20 protein-coding genes and 1 tRNA gene are annotated in these 16,859 nt (G+C 60.4%); 9 read left to right on the forward strand and 12 right to left on the reverse strand.

All coding sequences use genetic code 11. The features are described from left to right. Window positions 1–17 precede the first annotated feature (17 nt). Complete coding sequence (locus ACVWVP_RS11585) at window positions 18–965, forward strand: helix-turn-helix domain-containing protein (RefSeq protein WP_457405949.1); 948 nt, start codon at window positions 18–20, stop codon at window positions 963–965. Between the two features lie 119 nt (window positions 966–1,084). Here ACVWVP_RS11585 and ACVWVP_RS11590 read toward each other — a convergent pair whose 3' ends face one another. Then, window positions 1,085–1,495, reverse strand: a complete 411-nt coding sequence (locus ACVWVP_RS11590; RefSeq protein WP_259171461.1) for a VOC family protein — start codon at window positions 1,493–1,495, stop codon at window positions 1,085–1,087. 217 nt (window positions 1,496–1,712) lie between these two features. On the opposite strand from ACVWVP_RS11590, the gene ACVWVP_RS11595 reads away from it, so the two are divergent. Continuing rightward, the gene (locus tag ACVWVP_RS11595; protein WP_457405952.1) at window positions 1,713–2,033 is read left to right on the forward strand and encodes a hypothetical protein; all 321 of its coding nucleotides are present in this window, start codon (window positions 1,713–1,715) and stop codon (window positions 2,031–2,033) included. A gap of 151 nt (window positions 2,034–2,184) precedes the next feature. On the opposite strand, the gene ACVWVP_RS11600 is transcribed toward ACVWVP_RS11595, so the two are convergent. After that, window positions 2,185–2,271: transfer RNA gene (locus ACVWVP_RS11600), tRNA-Leu, on the reverse strand. Window positions 2,272–2,496: 225 nt separating this feature from the next. On the opposite strand from ACVWVP_RS11600, the gene ACVWVP_RS11605 reads away from it, so the two are divergent. Next, on the forward strand, window positions 2,497–3,063 hold the full coding sequence (locus ACVWVP_RS11605; RefSeq protein WP_457405955.1) for a hypothetical protein: 567 nt from the start codon (window positions 2,497–2,499) through the stop codon (window positions 3,061–3,063). A gap of 51 nt (window positions 3,064–3,114) precedes the next feature. On the opposite strand, the gene ACVWVP_RS11610 is transcribed toward ACVWVP_RS11605, so the two are convergent. Further along, entirely contained in the window at window positions 3,115–3,396 is a 282-nt protein-coding gene (locus ACVWVP_RS11610) for a hypothetical protein (RefSeq protein ID WP_178920701.1), read from the reverse strand. Window positions 3,397–3,578: 182 nt separating this feature from the next. Here ACVWVP_RS11610 and ACVWVP_RS11615 point away from each other — a divergent pair, with 182 nt between their 5' ends. Further along, window positions 3,579–4,037, forward strand: coding sequence for a GFA family protein (locus tag ACVWVP_RS11615; protein WP_178920703.1), 459 nt, complete (start codon window positions 3,579–3,581; stop codon window positions 4,035–4,037). Window positions 4,038–4,039: 2 nt separating this feature from the next. Here ACVWVP_RS11615 and ACVWVP_RS11620 read toward each other — a convergent pair whose 3' ends face one another. After that, complete coding sequence (locus ACVWVP_RS11620) at window positions 4,040–4,567, reverse strand: DinB family protein (protein ID WP_457405957.1); 528 nt, start codon at window positions 4,565–4,567, stop codon at window positions 4,040–4,042. Window positions 4,568–4,692: 125 nt separating this feature from the next. Here ACVWVP_RS11620 and ACVWVP_RS11625 point away from each other — a divergent pair, with 125 nt between their 5' ends. After that, complete coding sequence (locus ACVWVP_RS11625) at window positions 4,693–5,388, forward strand: tellurite resistance TerB family protein (protein WP_457405960.1); 696 nt, start codon at window positions 4,693–4,695, stop codon at window positions 5,386–5,388. Here ACVWVP_RS11625 and ACVWVP_RS11630 read toward each other — a convergent pair. The 7 genes from ACVWVP_RS11630 to ACVWVP_RS11660 form a co-directional block, all read right to left on the reverse strand. Continuing rightward, window positions 5,385–6,206 carry a hypothetical protein gene (locus ACVWVP_RS11630; RefSeq protein WP_457405962.1) on the reverse strand — a complete coding sequence of 274 codons (822 nt, stop codon included), beginning with the start codon at window positions 6,204–6,206 and terminating at the stop codon, window positions 5,385–5,387. The genes ACVWVP_RS11625 and ACVWVP_RS11630 overlap by 4 nt on opposite strands. A gap of 18 nt (window positions 6,207–6,224) precedes the next feature. Beyond that, window positions 6,225–6,572, reverse strand: coding sequence for a DUF2493 domain-containing protein (locus ACVWVP_RS11635; protein ID WP_176996002.1), 348 nt, complete (start codon window positions 6,570–6,572; stop codon window positions 6,225–6,227). A gap of 135 nt (window positions 6,573–6,707) precedes the next feature. Then, complete coding sequence (gene mgtA / locus ACVWVP_RS11640; protein ID WP_178920711.1) at window positions 6,708–9,422, reverse strand: magnesium-translocating P-type ATPase; 2,715 nt, start codon at window positions 9,420–9,422, stop codon at window positions 6,708–6,710. A gap of 235 nt (window positions 9,423–9,657) precedes the next feature. Then, complete coding sequence (locus ACVWVP_RS11645) at window positions 9,658–9,951, reverse strand: hypothetical protein (protein ID WP_457405965.1); 294 nt, start codon at window positions 9,949–9,951, stop codon at window positions 9,658–9,660. Between the two features lie 318 nt (window positions 9,952–10,269). After that, on the reverse strand, window positions 10,270–10,881 hold the full coding sequence (locus tag ACVWVP_RS11650) for a LysE family transporter (RefSeq protein ID WP_178920715.1): 612 nt from the start codon (window positions 10,879–10,881) through the stop codon (window positions 10,270–10,272). A 74-nt stretch (window positions 10,882–10,955) separates the two neighbouring features. Continuing rightward, window positions 10,956–11,747: a helix-turn-helix transcriptional regulator gene (locus ACVWVP_RS11655; protein WP_178920717.1), complete on the reverse strand. Its 792-nt coding sequence runs from the start codon at window positions 11,745–11,747 to the stop codon at window positions 10,956–10,958. Between the two features lie 36 nt (window positions 11,748–11,783). Further along, on the reverse strand, window positions 11,784–13,067 hold the full coding sequence (locus ACVWVP_RS11660) for an arsenic transporter (RefSeq protein WP_178920719.1): 1,284 nt from the start codon (window positions 13,065–13,067) through the stop codon (window positions 11,784–11,786). Between the two features lie 140 nt (window positions 13,068–13,207). Here ACVWVP_RS11660 and ACVWVP_RS11665 point away from each other — a divergent pair, with 140 nt between their 5' ends. The 4 genes from ACVWVP_RS11665 to ACVWVP_RS11680 all read left to right on the forward strand — a co-directional run bounded on the left by ACVWVP_RS11665 (window position 13,208) and on the right by ACVWVP_RS11680 (window position 15,034). Next, entirely contained in the window at window positions 13,208–13,423 is a 216-nt protein-coding gene (locus ACVWVP_RS11665) for a hypothetical protein (protein ID WP_016969776.1), read from the forward strand. 70 nt (window positions 13,424–13,493) lie between these two features. Then, window positions 13,494–14,189, forward strand: coding sequence for an AzlC family ABC transporter permease (locus ACVWVP_RS11670; RefSeq protein ID WP_178920721.1), 696 nt, complete (start codon window positions 13,494–13,496; stop codon window positions 14,187–14,189). Next, the gene (locus ACVWVP_RS11675) at window positions 14,186–14,497 is read left to right on the forward strand and encodes an AzlD domain-containing protein (RefSeq protein WP_178920723.1); all 312 of its coding nucleotides are present in this window, start codon (window positions 14,186–14,188) and stop codon (window positions 14,495–14,497) included. Before ACVWVP_RS11670 ends, ACVWVP_RS11675 begins: the two co-directional genes overlap by 4 nt. 183 nt (window positions 14,498–14,680) lie before the next feature. Next, a complete protein-coding gene (locus tag ACVWVP_RS11680; RefSeq protein WP_176996009.1) occupies window positions 14,681–15,034 on the forward strand; it encodes a hypothetical protein in 354 nt (117 codons plus the stop codon). 139 nt (window positions 15,035–15,173) lie between these two features. Here ACVWVP_RS11680 and ACVWVP_RS11685 read toward each other — a convergent pair whose 3' ends face one another. Further along, window positions 15,174–16,811, reverse strand: a complete 1,638-nt coding sequence (locus ACVWVP_RS11685; RefSeq protein WP_457405969.1) for an ABC-F family ATP-binding cassette domain-containing protein — start codon at window positions 16,809–16,811, stop codon at window positions 15,174–15,176. Window positions 16,812–16,859 lie beyond the last annotated feature (48 nt).

Raw genomic sequence — 16,859 nt, forward strand, 5'->3', positions numbered from 1 at the left:
GAGCAGAGGTCCACGGCGTGCACAAGATTGCGGTGCTGGTAATGAATGATGTGGTGCCCTTGGACTTGGGTATCGCCTATCAGGTTTTTGCGTTGGCTTTTCAGGTCGATGGGAGCAACGCTTACGAGGTGGAGGTGTGCGCACCCGAGCGGACAATTCGGGCCGCTGGCTTTGATATGCAGGTGCGGTATGGCCTCGACCGTCTTGAACTAGCCCACACTGTTGTCATTCCAGGGTGTGAAGACCCGTTTGGAGTCGTTCCAGAAGCGGTAAGCATTGCTCTTCGCGAGGCACATACGCGGGGTGCACGGTTAGCGTCCATCTGCACGGGGGCTTTTATCCTGGCCGCGAGCGGTCTTCTTGGTGGCAAACGCGTCACGACGCACTGGCGTTTCGCCGAGGACTTGGCCAGGCTTTATCCAGAGATAAAAGTAGAACCTAATGTCCTATTTGTGGATGAAGGCAGCATCGTGACGTCGGCCGGCGCGTCAGCGGGATTAGATATGGGTTTGCATATCGTGCGACGCGACTTTGGTCAGGCTGTTGCGGCAAACACTGCCCGTCTGGTGGTCGCGCCACTGTATCGTGATGGCGGTCAGGCCCAATTTATTCGTCAGGAGCTTCCAGGTTCTCCAACCAGCTTAATGTCCTTGATCGAATGGATACGGGACAATTTGAACCGTCCGCATACGGTCGATAGCCTTGCCGCTCGCGCCAACATGAGCTCGCGTACCTTTGCTCGGCGATTTCAAGAACAGACCGGTACGACACCTTTACAGTGGCTTCTCACCGCTCGTATTGATCGAGCGCGTGAGCTGCTTGAGGAGAGCGAGACATCGATTGATCAAACGGCATTGCTTTCCGGATTCGGGTCTGCGGTGACCTTCCGGTCGCGGTTCCGAAAAGTCGTTGGCCTTACGCCAACGGAGTACCGTCGCCGTTTCAGTTCGGCCAGGCACGTTTGAGGAGCGGCGGCATACCTGGCCAGTAGCAAACAACGTCGATTTTCTTTTGCCCCAGTGTTTTTGGCCGACACAAAAAAGCCCGCGCTTGGCGGGCTTGAGTCGAGCACTGGGAGTCGCGCTTATGCAGGCAAGTGCAAATCGCCACGATGGACTATGTGCACTTTATTGCCATCCGGGTCACGTAGGTACGCGCCATAATAGCCGTCGCCATAATGCGCGCGTGGCCCTGGTTCACCCGCATCAACACCGCCAGCACGAAGGCCTGCGGCGTAGGCTGCGTCGACAGAGTCTGGATGTGGCGCGCAGAAAGCCACCATGCTGCCATTTCCCGCGACGGCCTCTTTGAGGTCGTAAGGGCAGTAAACATAAAAGCGCGGCAGGGGGCTGTTGGGGTTAACCCAGCATGCGGCAAGAGGCCCTCCATCAGGTGTTACAACCCGACGGCAAAGTCCCAGAGGGATCAGCACCGCGTCATAGAAGGTAGCGGCTTTATCAAGATCGTTTGTCCCAACGGTTACGTGACTGAACATCCTGTGTTCCTACTGACGAAGGCGAGGGGCTATCGTGTCATTTTGTAGGGTGGCGCGTATAGCCGTCGTTGTGCGCGCCCAAGTAAGACATTTACCGGTAACGACATGACTCCGCGCTGGGCTTTTTGCATCGAGTTCCCCAGTGCTACAGTCCCGGCAAACCAAAGAGGGAACAACATGCATTTGGCCCAAAGATTTGTTCCGGACGGGTTGACGCATGGGTAAGCTTGGCCACTTAAACGATCTGCTGCGCGAGCATGATTGCGTTATGTCGATCGACATAAAATTCGACGATTCCAAATACGATTTGCGGTTGAAACTGTCTGTCGATGAGTCAGGTTTGGACGCAGTGACTCTTACTTTTCACGATATCAGCGCGCTTGATTTGAACGGGTTTGGTGGTGGGTTGACCCAGTTTATGCATCTTGAGGCATCTCGTGTGGACGACGGCCTCGACAGAGTCCGCTATGAAATCAGAGATCTGAGTGACGAGAAGATATCGTTTAAGTTTTTCACTTTCAGCGGTTCAACTATTTAGGGGCGATCAGGCGGATTTTGATAGCGGCGGTAGGGTTTATGTTCGGTCGGCAGGACGCCGGGCTGGGTGAGGTGCGCAGCGGCGCCCAAAATTGCAGAGCGCAAAAGATAAGGGCCTGCATGAAGTTCATCATGCAAGCCCTTGATATCTATGGTGCCCGAAGCCGGAATCGAACCGGCACGCCCTTACGAGCGGGGGATTTTAAGTCCCATGCGTCTACCAGTTTCGCCATTCGGGCGGTAGCGCGGTGAAGCAGGGTTGGGAATATATAGACCCGAACGCTTCGACGCAAGGTCGGAGGGCGCCTTTCTCGCACAAATGCCCGGCTGAAAAAGCTCGATAGATCAGTGATCTACGGATAACTCTTGGCGCAATGCCGAGGATTCTTACAGCAAGGGAACAAGATTCCGAAATCCCAGTCATAGCGATATGCCATCTCGGCAGTCATGAAAGGAATCTGTTGATGCACAGTGTTCGCAAGCCTTCTTTGGTCATTTCTGCAAGCGTATTGGGGTTGCTGGCCGCCTTTGGTGTGACGACGGCGCAGGCGGGTGATGTGCAGTGGGGAAGTTTCGGTTCAGGCAGCAGCGACAAGCTCACCACCAGCTCAACGGAGGGCGCCCACCGCGTGTTGTCCACCACCGGTCTTTCGGTAAGTGATCTCGAAAAAATGCGCGATGGCCAAAAGAGCGATCATGAAGAGCTGCAGCGGCTCAAGAGCAAGCTGGACGAGCAGGCGAAGTATTTCGAGGAGTTCAAGCGTAAGAACGGCTCAAGTTCCAGTGCCAGCGACAGTCAATTGTCCGACTTGAAGCGCACCGTGGCCGACCAGAAAAACACCATCGACAAGCTCAAAAGCGAAGTGGATGACCTCAAGCGCAATTCAAGTTCCAGCTCCAATTCCAGCTCCAGCGAACTGTCGCGGCTCAAGAGCGATGTCAGTGACCAGAAGCGCAGCATCGACGATCAAAAACGCAGTCTGGACGACCTCAAACGCAGCCTGGATACGTTGAGCAGCAAGGTGAAATAACCCGCCCTACAGACTGGCGCCTGCAAGCAGCAGGCGCCTTGTCTGAGCCGGTTATACGAACGGCTGGCCGCTGAAACCCCGTGGCAAACGCTGTAGCCCGGGCAGATCGGTCAGGCGTTGCGTCCAGGCACTGCGCCAGTCACTGGCGGTGTGGGTCTTGGCTTTGCGCGCGGCGCGGCGAGCGGCATTACGCTGGGTGCGCCGCGCTTCTTTGTAGGCATCGGTGTTGCGGCAGGTACGGCATTTGACACGGTTCAGCTCGGTGCTGGACGTGAGGTTGTTACCGTGATGGCCGCAGGCTAAATGCCCGGCGACCTTGAAGTGAGTGACCATGTAAGCGTCTCCTTCTTATGGGGGTACGCACAGCCCGGCAGGGCGGGTGTACGTGAGCAGGGCGGGACAATTTCTCCCGGCGCCTTACAGTTACGACCTTACGCGGCGTGCAGCGTTCGGTTTTGTTATCACCGGGGTTCACGCTACCCTGAGGCGTCAACAATCATAAAAAGGAATGGATGATGAGCGTCGAACACCAGCCGCTGGAAGGCAGTTGCCGCTGCAACCGGGTGCGTTTCAGCGTGAGTTTGCCACCAGTGATCACCATGGCCTGCCACTGCACCGGCTGCCAGAAGATGACCTCCAGCGCGTTCTCCCTCAGTGCGCTGATTCCCGCCAGTGGTTTTACCGTGACCCAAGGCTGCCCGGTGATGGGCGGGCTGCACGGCGTGGACCGCCATTATTGCTGCCCGCACTGCATGAGCTGGCTGTTTACCCGTCCCCATGGCATCGATGAGTTCGTCAACGTGCGTGCGACCTTGCTGGACAACGCCGGCGCCTACGTACCCTTCATGGAAACCTGGACCAGCGAAAAACTGCCTTGGGCCTCCACACCCGCCGTCGAAAGTTTTGCGCAGTTGCCTCAGCCACACGATTTCCCGCGATTGATGCAGGCCTACGCCGAATTCAACGCGGGCTGATTTCAGTCAATCAGCGCCAGCAGGTCGGTATCGCCGACGTCCACGCCGGCCTGGGTCAGCAACGTGGTGGCCTGGCCCCGGTGGTGGGTCTGGTGATTGAAAAAATGCACCAGCAGGCTGAAGAACGGTTTGTCCGCGGCCACGCCACGCATGTTGCGGTAATGCAGGCGGTGATCCAGGTCGGCTTCACGCAGCGTGTGAGCCCAGTCGATGATGAGTTCGTCCAGCCAGGTTCGACGGGCGCCAAGCTCGCGGAGATCGGCGAAGGCCAATTGTTTCAGGTTTGTGGGCATGGCCAGGTCGCTCAACGGAGCCAGCACGATGAAGCCTGAAGGATGCTGGGCAAAGCGCTTGAGCCATACGGTGTCGCCCAGGGTAAGGTGGTTCAGCGTGCCGAGGATCGAGCCGAAAAATGCCTGCCGGTCCATCGCCAGCTCAGCGTCCGTCAACGTGGCGGCCGCGTCGTAGACCTTGCGGTTCATCCACTGGTTGTAGCGGGCCATCAATGCGATGTGTTCGATACGGTTCACCTGCGTTCTCCCCAAGCGGCGCAATGGCGCCATCATAAGGCGTGCCCGCCCGGCGGTCATGGTATTCGCGCAATGGCGGGCTATGGTTGATGGACGCCTACATTGCACCCTGGGAGGGTGAAACCATGAACACCAGCGATCTTCTCGAACAACTGCTGCGCGCCGGGCAGCAGGGCGGCGGTGCCTCGGGTGGCGGCCTGGGTGGCTTGCTCGGCGGTTTGTTGAACGGCGCTGGCACCGGCACTGCGTCAGCCGGTGGTGGTGGCCTTGGCGGATTACTCGGAGGCCTCGGCGGCCTGTTGGGCGGTGCACCTTCGGGCAACGCGACGCCCAATCGTTCTGGCGGGATGAACTACGCCGCGCTGGCGTCCCTCGGCATGGCGGCCTTCCAGGCCTATCAAGCGTGGCAGCGCCAGCAGGCCAGCGCACCGCAGCAAGCCTTCCAAACGGTCGACCAGTTGGACGGCCCCCAGGCCGAAGCCCATAGCCATGCAGTGTTGCGCGCATTGATTGCAGCGGCCAAGGCGGATGGTCGGATTGATGAACAAGAGCAGCAAATGATCGGCGCAGAGATCGGCCGGCATACCGATGACCCGCAATTGCAACAATGGCTCGACGCCGAAGTCGCCAAGCCACTGGATGCTGCCGATTTTGCCGAGTACGCCCATGACCCGGCGCTCGCCTCGGAGATTTACCTGGCCAGCGTGATGCTGGTGGACGACCAGCAGGACGCCGAGCGCAATTACCTCGACCACCTGGCCGCACAGTTGCAGATCGACCCTCAGTTGCAACTGCACTTGGAGCAACAAGCCAAGGCTTAGAAGCGCACTGTGGCCCCCGTTGTCAGCCATTGGGCCTGATCGGCGATCAGGCTGCGCCCGACCACGACATCCACGTCGACGAACTCACCCAAGTGAAAGCGTGGCCCGGCCTGCCAGGCCTGGTCACCGCCTGCCTGGCCGTAACGCTCGCCAATCAGGCTCAGCGCGGGTGCTACCTGGTATTCGAACCCGGTGCCCCAGGTCAGGCGGTGTTTCTGGTCGCCGTCGTTGTAGGCGTGGGTCCAGCCGGCGTTGAGGTTCAGGCGCAAGGCTTCTGCAGGCTGCCACGTCAACGGAATGTTGAAATCGGCGCCGTCGAAGCTGTGCTGACGGTCCAGCGCAAAATGCGCCCCAGCCGACAAGGCCAGCTCAAGCCCCAGGTCTTTCTGTGTATAGACCTGGGCTTTGACTTGCGGGTTGACCTGAGTCTCGCCGCTGCTCGCCGTGTCTGCCCGCGAGAGCGCCGCCGTCCATTGCACCGTCGGCATGCCCGTAAAGGTACAGGCCGGCGACAGGGTCTGGTTGTGGGTGCTCCCGTCATGCCGGTTGGCGGTGAACCACGCGTCGACATTGCATTGCCCCGGATCGTTGATGGCGCCGTCGTCCACCACATAGGAGCCGCCCGCCGCATGGGCTTTCGAAAACAGGGCGATCAGCAAGATTAAACCCAGGGTCACGCCGATAAAGATCAAGTTACGTTGCAGTGCGCGCCGTTTGGCCGGTGGCAGCAGCAACAGGGTGTGGCGAGCGCCGCGATAGTGACGCGCGCGGTATTTGGCGAACCCGTCCTGACGGTTCGGTGTGTGTTTTTTGTGCATGATGCACCTCGCTTGAATTCAGCTTTCTACGGTCAGCACCGAAATGCCGCTGGCTTTGGCCTGGCAGACCAGTTCCGACGTGTCGTCGCCACCGGGGAGGGCGATGATCACGTCGGGGCGGCTGTCGGTCAGCATGAAATGGTTGCGCTGGCGTTCGGCCTGTTTGCCGTGGCGTTGCCAGTTGGGTGGGTAGCGCACCACGTCGATGCCGATTTCCCGCGCCCATTCCTCGATGTCGCTGCCCAGGAATTGGTTGCCGCCGTGGATCAATACCTGCACGGGGCGCAGGCGGTGGTAGGCGTCCAGCACTTGGCGGGACTTTTTGGTGTCGGCGTAATGACGACCTGCACAGATCAAGACGCGCATAAAAAATTTCCTTACATGGCATACGCTGCCTTTGTGTAGGAGCCGGCTTGCCGGCGAGGGGCCCTTGATGTCTCCGTTGTTCAACGGGACGCCATCGCCGGCAAACCGGCTCCTACAAGGGATCGCAGCGCGAACTCAGTACCACTGCTTGAAGCGGCGGATGTAGATCGTCTTCATCAGTTGGGCGACGCAGCAGTAGCTGAGCAAGGTGCCCACCAGCCAAGGGAAGTACGCCAGCGGCAGCGGCTGCAGGCCCACCAGAGTGCCCAGCGGCGAGAACGGTACGTAGATCCCCAATGCGATCACGATGCACGTCATCATCAGCACCGGCCAGGCGGCCGTGCTCTGGAAGAACGGGATCTTGCGGGTACGCAACATGTGCACCACCAGGGTTTGCGAAAGCAGGCCCTCGATGAACCAGCCGGACTGGAACAGGGTCTGCATTTCCACGCTGTTGGCGGAGAACACGTACCACATCAGCGCAAAGGTGGTGATGTCGAAGATCGACGAGGTCGGCCCGATCCAGATCATGAAGCGCCCGATGTTCTTGGCGTCCCACTTGCGTGGTTTGGCCAGGTATTCCTTGTCCATCTTGTCCCACGGCAGGGCCAGCTGGGAGATGTCGTACATCAGGTTCTGCAGCAGCAGGTGGATCGACAGCATCGGCAAAAACGGAATGAACGCACTGGCCACCAGCACCGAGAACACATTGCCGAAGTTGGAGCTGGCGGTCATGTTCAGGTACTTCATGATGTTGCCGAAGGTTTCGCGACCCTTGAGCACCCCTTCTTCCAGCACCATCAGGCTTTTTTCCAGCAGGATGATGTCGGCCGACTCCTTGGCGATGTCCGTGCCGCTGTCCACCGAAATACCCACGTCAGCATCCCGCAGCGCCGGCGCATCGTTGATCCCATCACCGAGGAAGCCGACGGTGTGACCGTTGGCTTGCAGCGCCTTGAGCACGCGGGACTTCTGCAGCGGTGTCAGCTTGGCGAACACCGTGCGCTCTTCCACGCGCCGCAACAGGGTGGCGTCGTCCATCGCTTCGATTTCCACACCCAGCAGCGGCTGGCCTGGCTCGAGGCCGACCTGGCGGCAGATCTTGCTGGTGACCACGGCGTTGTCGCCGGTCAACACTTTTACGGCGACGCCGATTTGTTGCAGCGCGGCAATCGCCGGACCTGCGGTTTCCTTTGGCGGATCCAGGAAGGTCAGGAACCCCTGGATCACCAGGTTGCGCTCATCGGCCGTGGTGTACTGCTGACGGGCCAGGGATTTAGGGATATTGCGGGTCGCCACCACCAGCACGCGGAAACCGTCCTCGTTGTAGTCGTTGGCCAGGGCCAGCAACTCGTCACGACGGCGATCGTCCAGCGGCACGGCCTCACCGGCTTCCATCACGTGCGTGGAAATGCTCAGCATCTCTTCCACGGCACCCTTGCACACCAGCAATTGGTCGCCGGCGGCGTCCTTCACCACAATCGACAGGCGACGGCGCACGAAGTCGAACGGCAATTCATCGACCTTGCTGTAGGCGAACGGCACCTGGAACTTGGGGTTCTGCTCCGAGAACTGCACCACCGCCTGGTCCATCAGGTTTTTCATGCCGCTCTGGTGATAGCTGTTGAGCCATGCCAGGGACAGCACGCTGTCATCCCGTTGGCCATGGGCATTGACGTGGTGCTCCAGGATGATTTTGTCCTGGGTCAGGGTGCCGGTCTTGTCGGTGCACAGCACGTCCATGGAACCGAAGTTCTGGATCGCGTTGAGGCGCTTGACCACCACCTTGCGCTTGGCCATGGCCGTGGCGCCCTTGGCCAGGTTGGCGCTGACGATCATTGGCAGCATTTCCGGGGTGAGGCCGACGGCAACCGCCAGGGCAAACAGGAACGCATCGCCCCAGTCGCCTTTGGAGAAGCCGTTGAGCAGGAACACGATCGGCACCATCACCAGCATGAAGCGGATCAACAACCAGCTGACGCTGTTCACCCCGCGATCAAAGGCGGTTTGCACCCGCGAGCCCACAATCGCCTTGGCCAGGGAGCCGAAGTAAGTGCGCGGGCCGGTGGCGACGACCACGGCTTTGGCGCGGCCGCTGACCACGTTGGTGCCCATAAAGCAGATGTTTGGCAGATCAAGCAGGTTGCCTTGGTCGGCGGCCATGGTCGAGGCGGACTTCTGCGTCACATCACCGAGGGTGTCGTATTTCTCCACCGGCAAGGCTTCACCGGTCAGCACCGCCTGGCTGATAAACAGGTCGCGGGATTCGATCAGGCGGATGTCGGCAGGGATCATGTCGCCGGCCGACAGCTGCACGATGTCACCGGCCACCAGGTCGCGCATCGGCACTTCCCGCAGGGTCGGTGCGGAGCCTACTTGTTCGCGGCGCAGGACGGTGGCGGTGGTGCGCACCATGGCTTTGAGGGCTTCGGCGGACTTGGCCGAACGGTGTTCCTGCCAGAAGCGCAGCAGGCTGCTGAGCAGGACCATGGTCATGATGATCACGACTTTGGTGGGATCAGCCTCTTCGCCTTCCTGCATCGGCAGCCAGCAGTCGGTGACAAAGCTGATGCCGCCCAGGGTCAGCAACACATAGATGAAGGGGTTGTTCAGTGCCTGCAGGAACTGGACGATGGCGTGCGGCGGCTTGTCATGGGCCACCTCGTTGTAGCCCTCGCGTTGCAGGCGAGCAGAGGCGTCCAGCTCGGTCAGGCCATCCTGGGTGGCCCGCACGTTGGCGAGGGTGGCCGACAGGCCGTTCTGGGCTTCGCGGGCGGCACGCATCGACAGTTTGGTGCTGTCGTCGGTGCCATTTTTCTTGTGCAGAGGCGTGTTTTTTACGGCGCTCATTGTCTGTACTCCTGTCGCCAATTCTCGACAAAACATACCCGGTACTTACCTGAATACAGGCGAGCGAAAGCATGCCGAGCCGCGGACTTCGCGATCGGTTTAAATAAGAGTTTCGATAACTTCTACAGGGCCCGCTTAGTGCGCGTTAGTTATTCGGCGCGCAGCGGGCTACTACTGGATGTATTCATGAAAGAACTCCAGGTTATAGATAAGAAAGTTGCTGTTTCCAGCCGGTTTAAGCTGCGCGAGTGCCCATGTACAGATCGAGCATCAGGCTAGCTTGAACCAGTCTGGAAACGATCGGTCTCTGCGGGTCTTGAGGGTCGGCGTGATCCCAGTGCTGCAGCAGTTGGCCGCTGGCAGGGCAGATACGCCAGTGCGCCAGCGGAGGAGCCGGGCGCACTTGGGGGGAGGGTGCAGCAAAGGTCGAGCGGGTAGGGGAAAAGCCTACGGGCTCGCGGCACAGCTTGGCGCGCAGGGCTGCGGCTAGCGTACGAATATCCGGCAAAACAATGAGTTGAAAGGTCATAACACACCTCGGGACCGGACGGGCGACCGGTGAGGCAGTTACGGTGGAGCATCAAGCTCTAGCGCAGCTTACCGGACCTGGAAGGCGAGTCCTGTCATATTCTGGGTTTGGCGCCCGAAGCCCGCAGAGGCGGTGCTCGGACAGCGACTAGATACTGTGTCCATTGGCTTCTTTTGTGAGGTTTAAAAAAGGCCCCAGTTGCGGGCACGGGCAATCTACTCAGACGGTTACAAAATGTCAACGCATGATTAATTAAATTAACCCATGTTCAGAGTTCATTCAGACAAAGGGCACGGATAAGTTGCATGCCCGATAGAGTTATATACCCAGCGCGGCCAATATCGCCAAGTACAGTAATACCAACCCGCAGGCGCCATAACTGATGCGTTGCCACAGGGGCGACGCCGTGTTGCGCAATACATTCACCAACCCGGCAATCAAAAAACACGACAGCACCGACGCCAGCATGAAACCGGCAAAAAACATCAGCGTCTGCCCATGGCTGGGCGTGGCACCGACAATGCCGGACAACGCACTGCCGAGCGCGCCCCAATACACAATGTTCTTCGGGTTAGCGAGAGAGATAGCGGCACCCACCGCCAGCGCATTCTGCCCTGAGCGGGCGGGTGCGCTGTCGGCGGCGGGCAAGTGCCATGCGTCGATCAGGCTGCGCAGCCCCAGCCAGGCGAGGTACAGCGCGCACACCACGGTCAGTGGCACGCGCACCGCATCATGCTGGATCAGCAACGCGATGCCGGTCAGGCCAATCACCGCCCATACGGCGTCGCCTACCAGCGAGCCAATCTGCACCAGCAATGCCGGGGTAAAACCGTGGAGCAAGCCCCGGCGCAGCGTCTCTGCCAGCACCGCGCCGGGTGAGAGGCAAAACACAAAACCAAAGACCAATGCGTAGAAAAAGATCGTCAACATGCCTGCTTTCCTTCAAGGGATGGCGGGCAGTGTGACGAGGGCGCGGGCGGCTGTATTGGACCAGATTGCACGGTTCAACGTTTGAGCACGGCTTGATAGCGCCCAGGCGTGATGCCGTAGGCGGCACGGAAATGCCGGTTGAGGTGGCTCTGGTCGGCAAAGCCCAGGTCATGGGCCACGTCGCTCGCGGCGGCGCCGTTGCGCAGCAGGCCTTTGGCGCGTCGAGTACGCAACTGCATCGCCCATTGCCGTGGGCTCAAGCCGGTTTCTTTCTGGAAAGCGCGCAGCAGGTGGAATTTGGATAAGCCGAGTTCATCGCCCAAGTGGTCCAGGGGCAGCGATTGATGCAACTGCTCGGCGAGCAACGCCTGGGCGCGGCGGATCAGGTTCTTACCGGGCGCCGTGCTGCCTGGTACACGCACACCGCTGACCGCGACCACTTCACCCAACAGCAGCACCAGGGCTTCTTCATTCAACTCACGAACCAGTGGGTCGCGGCTCAAGGCGCCTTGCACCGCTGAGGCAAGACGCTGCGCCAGTTGCGGTTGGAAACACAGCGAGCGATCGAACTCCAAGTGCACCAAGCCAAGATCGGCCGCCAGCTGATCTGCCGGGGCATACAGGCTGACAAATTGCCAAGGCGCGCCCTCGGCCGCGCCACCGCCCTGAATCTGTCCTGGGTTGTACAAGGTGATGGTGCCCGGGCCGGCCTCAAACTCACGACGGTCGAGCCAGACCTTTTCCTCGCCCACCATGTTCACGCCGATCACGCACTCATCGTGGCTGTGTCGCGCAAAGGACAGGCCGGTGCACGTGGTGCTGGTGACTTCGTAGTTGCCCAGCCAGGCGTGTTGCATGGCGCTCATCGTGTCGGCTCGAGGCAGAATGAACGCCGAGCATAACTAAATACTCAGGCGCAACGCGAGCGCAGCAAGGGTGATCAACAGCACTGGCAAGGTCAGCACTATCCCCACTTTAAAGTAGTAGCCCCAGGTAATGTTGATGCCCTTGCGCGCCAGGATATGCAGCCACAGCAGGGTGGCCAGGCTGCCGATCGGCGTAATCTTGGGCCCCAGGTCGCTGCCGATGACATTGGCGTAGATCATGGCGTCCTTGACCACGCCTACCGCATGGCTGGCTTCGATGGACAGTGCGCCGATCAACACCGTCGGCAGGTTGTTCATCACCGAGGACAGCAGCGCCGTTAGCATCCCGGTGCCCAGCGCGGCACCCCACACGCCATAACCGGCGAAGTTGTCGAGCCAGGTGGCCAGGTAAGTCGTAAGGCCGGCATTGCGCAGGCCATAGACCACCAGGTACATGCCCAGGGAAAAGATTACGATCTGCCAAGGCGCTTCCTTGAGCACCTTGCGCGTGGAAATCTTGTGACCCTTGGCGGCGATCACCAACAGCAACACTGCACAGGCGGCCGAGATGGCGCTGATGGGAATGCCCAAGGGTTCCAACGCAAAACAGCCCACCAGCAGGATGCCCAGCACCCACCAGCCGGCGCGAAACGTGGCGCGGTCATGGATCGCATTGGCGGGGTCATCCAGGTCCGCAGGGTCGTAGGTGGCGGGGATGTCACGGCGGAAGAACCACAGCAGCACCGCCAAGGTGGCGGCGACGCTGACGACGTTCACCGGCACCATCACGGCGGCGTACTCGTTGAAGCCGATCTTGAAATAGTCGGCCGAGACGATGTTCACCAGGTTCGACACCACCAGCGGCAGGCTGGCGGTGTCGGCGATAAACCCTGCGCCCATGACGAACGCCAAGGTGGCGGCCGGCGAAAAACGCAGCGCCAGCAGCATCGACATCACGATAGGCGTGAGGATCAACGCCGCTCCGTCATTGGCAAACAACGCCGACACCAGCGCGCCCAGCAGCACCATGTAGGCAAACAGCCGCCGACCGCGCCCACGCCCCCAGCGCGCCACATGCAGGGCGGCCCAGGCAAAGAAGCCGGCTTCGTCGAGCAACAGGCTGATGACGATCAGCGCGACAAACGTACCGGTGGCATTCCAGATGATGTGCCACACCACCGGGATGTCCGCCAGGCTGATCACCCCGCAGGCCAAGGCCAGGATGGCGCCCATCGTCGCGCTCCACCCGACGCCCAACCCCTTGGGCTGCCAGATGACCAATACGATGGTGAGTAGAAAGATGCCAACGGCTACGAGCATTGAATGTCCCCGGGAAGGATGAAGTCGCGTAAGGATTGACCTATGGCATGGCTTTTTAATTCAGCGACAAGTGCCTGAAATTAAAATGAAACACGACTGTCCTAAAGTGCCCGACCATTGGTGATAAAGGAAGTAACCGCGTGACCCGTGCCACTCGCAACCTGCGCAAGACCCTCGATTCCGTCGCGGACAATAACGAAACCGCGGCGTTTGACCTGATGCGCGCCGTCGAAAAACTCGGCGATGAGGTGCTGCGTCAGCGCCTGCTCAATACCATTCACAGGCTCAACCAAGACGCCTACGAGCTGCGCGAAGCCCGCGACGCGGTGGAGCAGGTGTCGGTCAAGCTCGCCTGAGCACGATCGTTCAAGACAAGCCCTTTTTGCACTGGCATGCTTGTCGACTGTTTGTCGATGAGCCGTTTCCATGCCTGCTGCCGTCCCTTTTAACGCCTTTGCTCGTGGCGCTATCGCCGTCATCCCGTTATCCCTGGCCTGCGCGCCGTGGGGACTGCTGGCCGGCTCCATGGCCATCGATGCGCAATTCAGCCCGCTCGAAGCCCAGGGGCTCTCCGCCATCGTGTTTGCCGGCGCCGCGCAATTGGTGGCCATCGGCATGGTCAAGAGTGGCGCCAGCCTGATTTCCATTGTGCTGACCACACTGCTGCTGACCTCCCAACATTTGCTCTACGGCATGCACATGCGCCCCACATTATCGGCGCTCAACACCCGCTGGCGCATGAGCCTGGGCTTTTTGCTGACCGATGAATTCTTTGCACTGGTCAACCACTATGACCGCGAGACCTTCAACCGCTGGTATGCACTGGGTGTAGGCCTGACGTTCTACATCGCCTGGAACCTCTTCACCCTGGCGGGCATTGTGCTCGGCAAAAGCATCCCAGGGCTTGATCAACTGGGGCTGGAGTTCTCGATTGCCGCGACCTTCATCGCCTTGATTACGCCGGTGGTGCGTGACGTGCCGACGGTGGTGTGCGTGGCCGTGTCGCTGCTGTTTTCGGTGTGGCTGAGTTACCTGCACTGGGAGTCGGCCGTGGTGGTGTCCGGGGTGTTGGGGATGAGCGCGGGCTATGCCTGCAAGCGGCTGGGAGTCGGGCAGCAATGATCTACTTCATGATCGTGGCCATGGGCCTGGTGGTATTTTTCAACCGTTACCTGTTTATCGAGCCGCGCCTGCCGGTGCGCCTCAACCGTGGCGCGCGGGAGTTTCTCGGGTTCGCCGTGCCGGGCATGCTGACGGCGATTTGCGGGCCGATCATTTTCCTGGCCGACCATAAGCTCAATCTGAGCCCGGCCAATCCTTACCTGCTGGCGGGCATCAGTGCCGTGGCGCTGATGTTCTGGACGCGCAGCGTGCTGATTACGGTGTTGCTGAGCATGGCGTTGTTCTACCTGTTTCGCTGGTGGCTCTGAACCGCAGGCGAAAAAAAGCCCGCGGGAGAGCGGGCAGAAGGGAGACTTCTTAAAAATGAGCCTGCCGACTATAGGCGGCCCCTTGTCTGTTCACAGTGAAACTAAATTCATGGGGCTGTCAGCGAAGCAGCCCCCGCAGGAGCTTAATGGTAGAGTCGCGTTTTTTTCCAAGGAAGCGATGGCATGCACAAGCTGGTGATTGGCGCGTTGGTGGTGGCAGCACTGTCCGGTTGCGCGGGCTCGAAGATGAAGGACGCGCGGGCTGGCACGCCCTACAAGACCCTGGCGTCGGACAAGGCCCCTCTGGTGGTTGCCCAATGCGTGCAGTTCGGTTGGCAGGATGAAACGGTGTTCGGCGTCGACGCCGGCGGGTTCAAGGAGCCAATAGAGGCGGGTGGTTTTACCGTCTACACCACCGGTGGCGATTATTTCGTCGACGTGCGCAGCGCCGGTGCCGGCTCCACGGTCAATTACTTTGCAGCCGAGACCAGCATGGTCGCTCAACGTCGCTTGGCGGCCCTCGCAACTTGCCTGTAATCCTTTGCCTTAGTCATATTCGGAAAAACCCGGCGGGACAGCCGCCGGACATTGGCCTATCATTCTCCCGCTCGCTCGACGTGATGGCTCTTTACCAGTACACGGACGTCGAGGCCGAAACGTCGGGCGGGCCTCCTCCTTATTCCCTTTGTTCCAGACGCCACCCCTCGGCGTGCCACGCCAACACGTGGGTCGGCTTGATCGCCTGCATGAACGCTTCATCGTGGGAAACCACCAGCATCGCCCCGCAAAATCCCTGCAATGCCTGTTCAAAAGCCCGCACCGATTCCAGGTCCAGGTGGTTGGTGGGTTCGTCAAGCAACAACAGCTGCGCAGGCACTTCACGCCACAAGGCAATGGCCATGGCTGCCTTCAAGCGCTCGCCGCCGCTCAATTGGCCGCACGGTTGGGTCACACGCGTGGCATCCAGTTGCAGCAAGGCCAGGCGTGTGCGCAGTTCGCCCTCAGCCAAGGGCGTGTCGAGCAGGTTGAGTTGCTCAAGGACATTGCGCTGATCGTCCAATAGCGCCAGGTGCTGATCGATATACGCACTTGAAACCTGCACGGCACATTCGCCACTGACAGCCTGCCAATGGCCCGCGAGCACTTTGAGCAGCGTGGACTTGCCACACCCGTTCGGCCCCTGGATGGCAACGCGTACTGGCCCGGCGACGTTAAGCGTGACGTAGCTCGCAGGCGACTGCGGATTCAGCCACGGCAGTTGCGCGTTCTCCAGGGTCAGTACGCTACGGCCGTTGGGCAGTGCCGAGCCGGGCAGGGCCAGCAGCGTGGGTGTTTCATCGATCACCCGTTCATAAGCCTTGCGCACCTGTGCATCGAGCTGGTGTTTATGGGCGTGATGGGCACTGCGCACGGTGCTGACAATTTCCGTGGCGGCACCTTTCCAGCGAGCCTTGGTAAACCGGTCGACGTTGGCGGTCTCCGCATGTTTGCGTGAACGCGCGGCATTGCGTTGCAGGCTGTCGTGGTCTTTTTGCAGGCGCCGCCGTTCGCGACTGCGCTCCAGGCGGGCATGCTCCAGGGCGGCGACAGCCGCGTGTTGTTCGGTATCGCGCTGCAGGCGATAGGCGTCGTAGTTGCCGCCAAACACCCGGGCGCCGAGGGGCGACAGTTCAATGATGCGTTGCAGGGTGTTCAGCAGTTGCCGGTCATGGCTGACCACCACCAATCCGCCGCGCCACGCCTGTAGCAGCCTTAGCAACCAGGTGCGCCCGGCGCTGTCGAGGTGGTTGGTGGGTTCATCCAGGATCAGCAGTTGCGGCGCGGCCAGCATTGCGCCGATCACCGCGACCCTGGCCAATTGGCCGCCGCTGAGTTGGTCGGCGGGTGTGTCGGCGTCCAGTTGTGTCAGGCCCGCCGCATCCAGCGCTGCGCGCAGGCGATCGGCAAGGTCCCAGCGGTCGTCGATCAGGTCCAGGTCAGCGGCCTGCGCTTGACCGCATGCCATGCGCTCAAGGGCCGCCAGCGTCGTGGAGGTCCCGGTGATGTCCGCGATGCGTTCGCCGGGTTGAACGGCCAGCGTCTGGGCCACATAGGCCACCGTCGCCGTGCCCTCTACCGTGCCCGAGGAGGGCGCCAGGCGGCGAGCAAGCAACTGGGCCAGGATACTTTTACCCAGGCCATTACGGCCGACAATGCCGGTGGGTGTGTGATCGATTGACAGGTCAAGGTCTTCCAGCAAGGTCTCGCCATTGGCGAACTGGAAGCACACGTGGTGCAGGGAAACGAGAGCGGGCAGCCGTTTGACGTGAGTCATCAGCACCTCCAAAAAAATGTCCAACAGGCCAACAAGCGCGCCGTGCGA

It is taken from the genome of Pseudomonas sp. TE24901, from assembly GCF_054058375.1.

Bases quoted from the DNA above. Each gene is read 5' to 3' on its own strand.
- mgtA (WP_178920711.1), bottom strand. From the start codon at position 9,422: ATGAGCGCCGTAAAAAACACGCCTCTGCACAAGAAAAATGGCACCGAC.
- ACVWVP_RS11655 (WP_178920717.1), bottom strand. From the start codon at position 11,747: ATGAGCGCCATGCAACACGCCTGGCTGGGCAACTACGAAGTCACCAGC.
- ACVWVP_RS11605 (WP_457405955.1), top strand. From the start codon at position 2,497: ATGCACAGTGTTCGCAAGCCTTCTTTGGTCATTTCTGCAAGCGTATTG.
- ACVWVP_RS11680 (WP_176996009.1), top strand. From the start codon at position 14,681: ATGCACAAGCTGGTGATTGGCGCGTTGGTGGTGGCAGCACTGTCCGGT.
- ACVWVP_RS11645 (WP_457405965.1), bottom strand. From the start codon at position 9,951: ATGACCTTTCAACTCATTGTTTTGCCGGATATTCGTACGCTAGCCGCA.
- ACVWVP_RS11670 (WP_178920721.1), top strand. From the start codon at position 13,494: ATGCCTGCTGCCGTCCCTTTTAACGCCTTTGCTCGTGGCGCTATCGCC.
- ACVWVP_RS11610 (WP_178920701.1), bottom strand. From the start codon at position 3,396: ATGGTCACTCACTTCAAGGTCGCCGGGCATTTAGCCTGCGGCCATCAC.
- ACVWVP_RS11630 (WP_457405962.1), bottom strand. From the start codon at position 6,206: ATGCACAAAAAACACACACCGAACCGTCAGGACGGGTTCGCCAAATAC.
- ACVWVP_RS11625 (WP_457405960.1), top strand. From the start codon at position 4,693: ATGAACACCAGCGATCTTCTCGAACAACTGCTGCGCGCCGGGCAGCAG.
- ACVWVP_RS11685 (WP_457405969.1), bottom strand. From the start codon at position 16,811: ATGACTCACGTCAAACGGCTGCCCGCTCTCGTTTCCCTGCACCACGTG.
- ACVWVP_RS11590 (WP_259171461.1), bottom strand. From the start codon at position 1,495: ATGTTCAGTCACGTAACCGTTGGGACAAACGATCTTGATAAAGCCGCT.
- ACVWVP_RS11660 (WP_178920719.1), bottom strand. From the start codon at position 13,067: ATGCTCGTAGCCGTTGGCATCTTTCTACTCACCATCGTATTGGTCATC.
- ACVWVP_RS11650 (WP_178920715.1), bottom strand. From the start codon at position 10,881: ATGTTGACGATCTTTTTCTACGCATTGGTCTTTGGTTTTGTGTTTTGC.
- ACVWVP_RS11595 (WP_457405952.1), top strand. From the start codon at position 1,713: ATGGGTAAGCTTGGCCACTTAAACGATCTGCTGCGCGAGCATGATTGC.
- ACVWVP_RS11635 (WP_176996002.1), bottom strand. From the start codon at position 6,572: ATGCGCGTCTTGATCTGTGCAGGTCGTCATTACGCCGACACCAAAAAG.
- ACVWVP_RS11615 (WP_178920703.1), top strand. From the start codon at position 3,579: ATGAGCGTCGAACACCAGCCGCTGGAAGGCAGTTGCCGCTGCAACCGG.
- ACVWVP_RS11675 (WP_178920723.1), top strand. From the start codon at position 14,186: ATGATCTACTTCATGATCGTGGCCATGGGCCTGGTGGTATTTTTCAAC.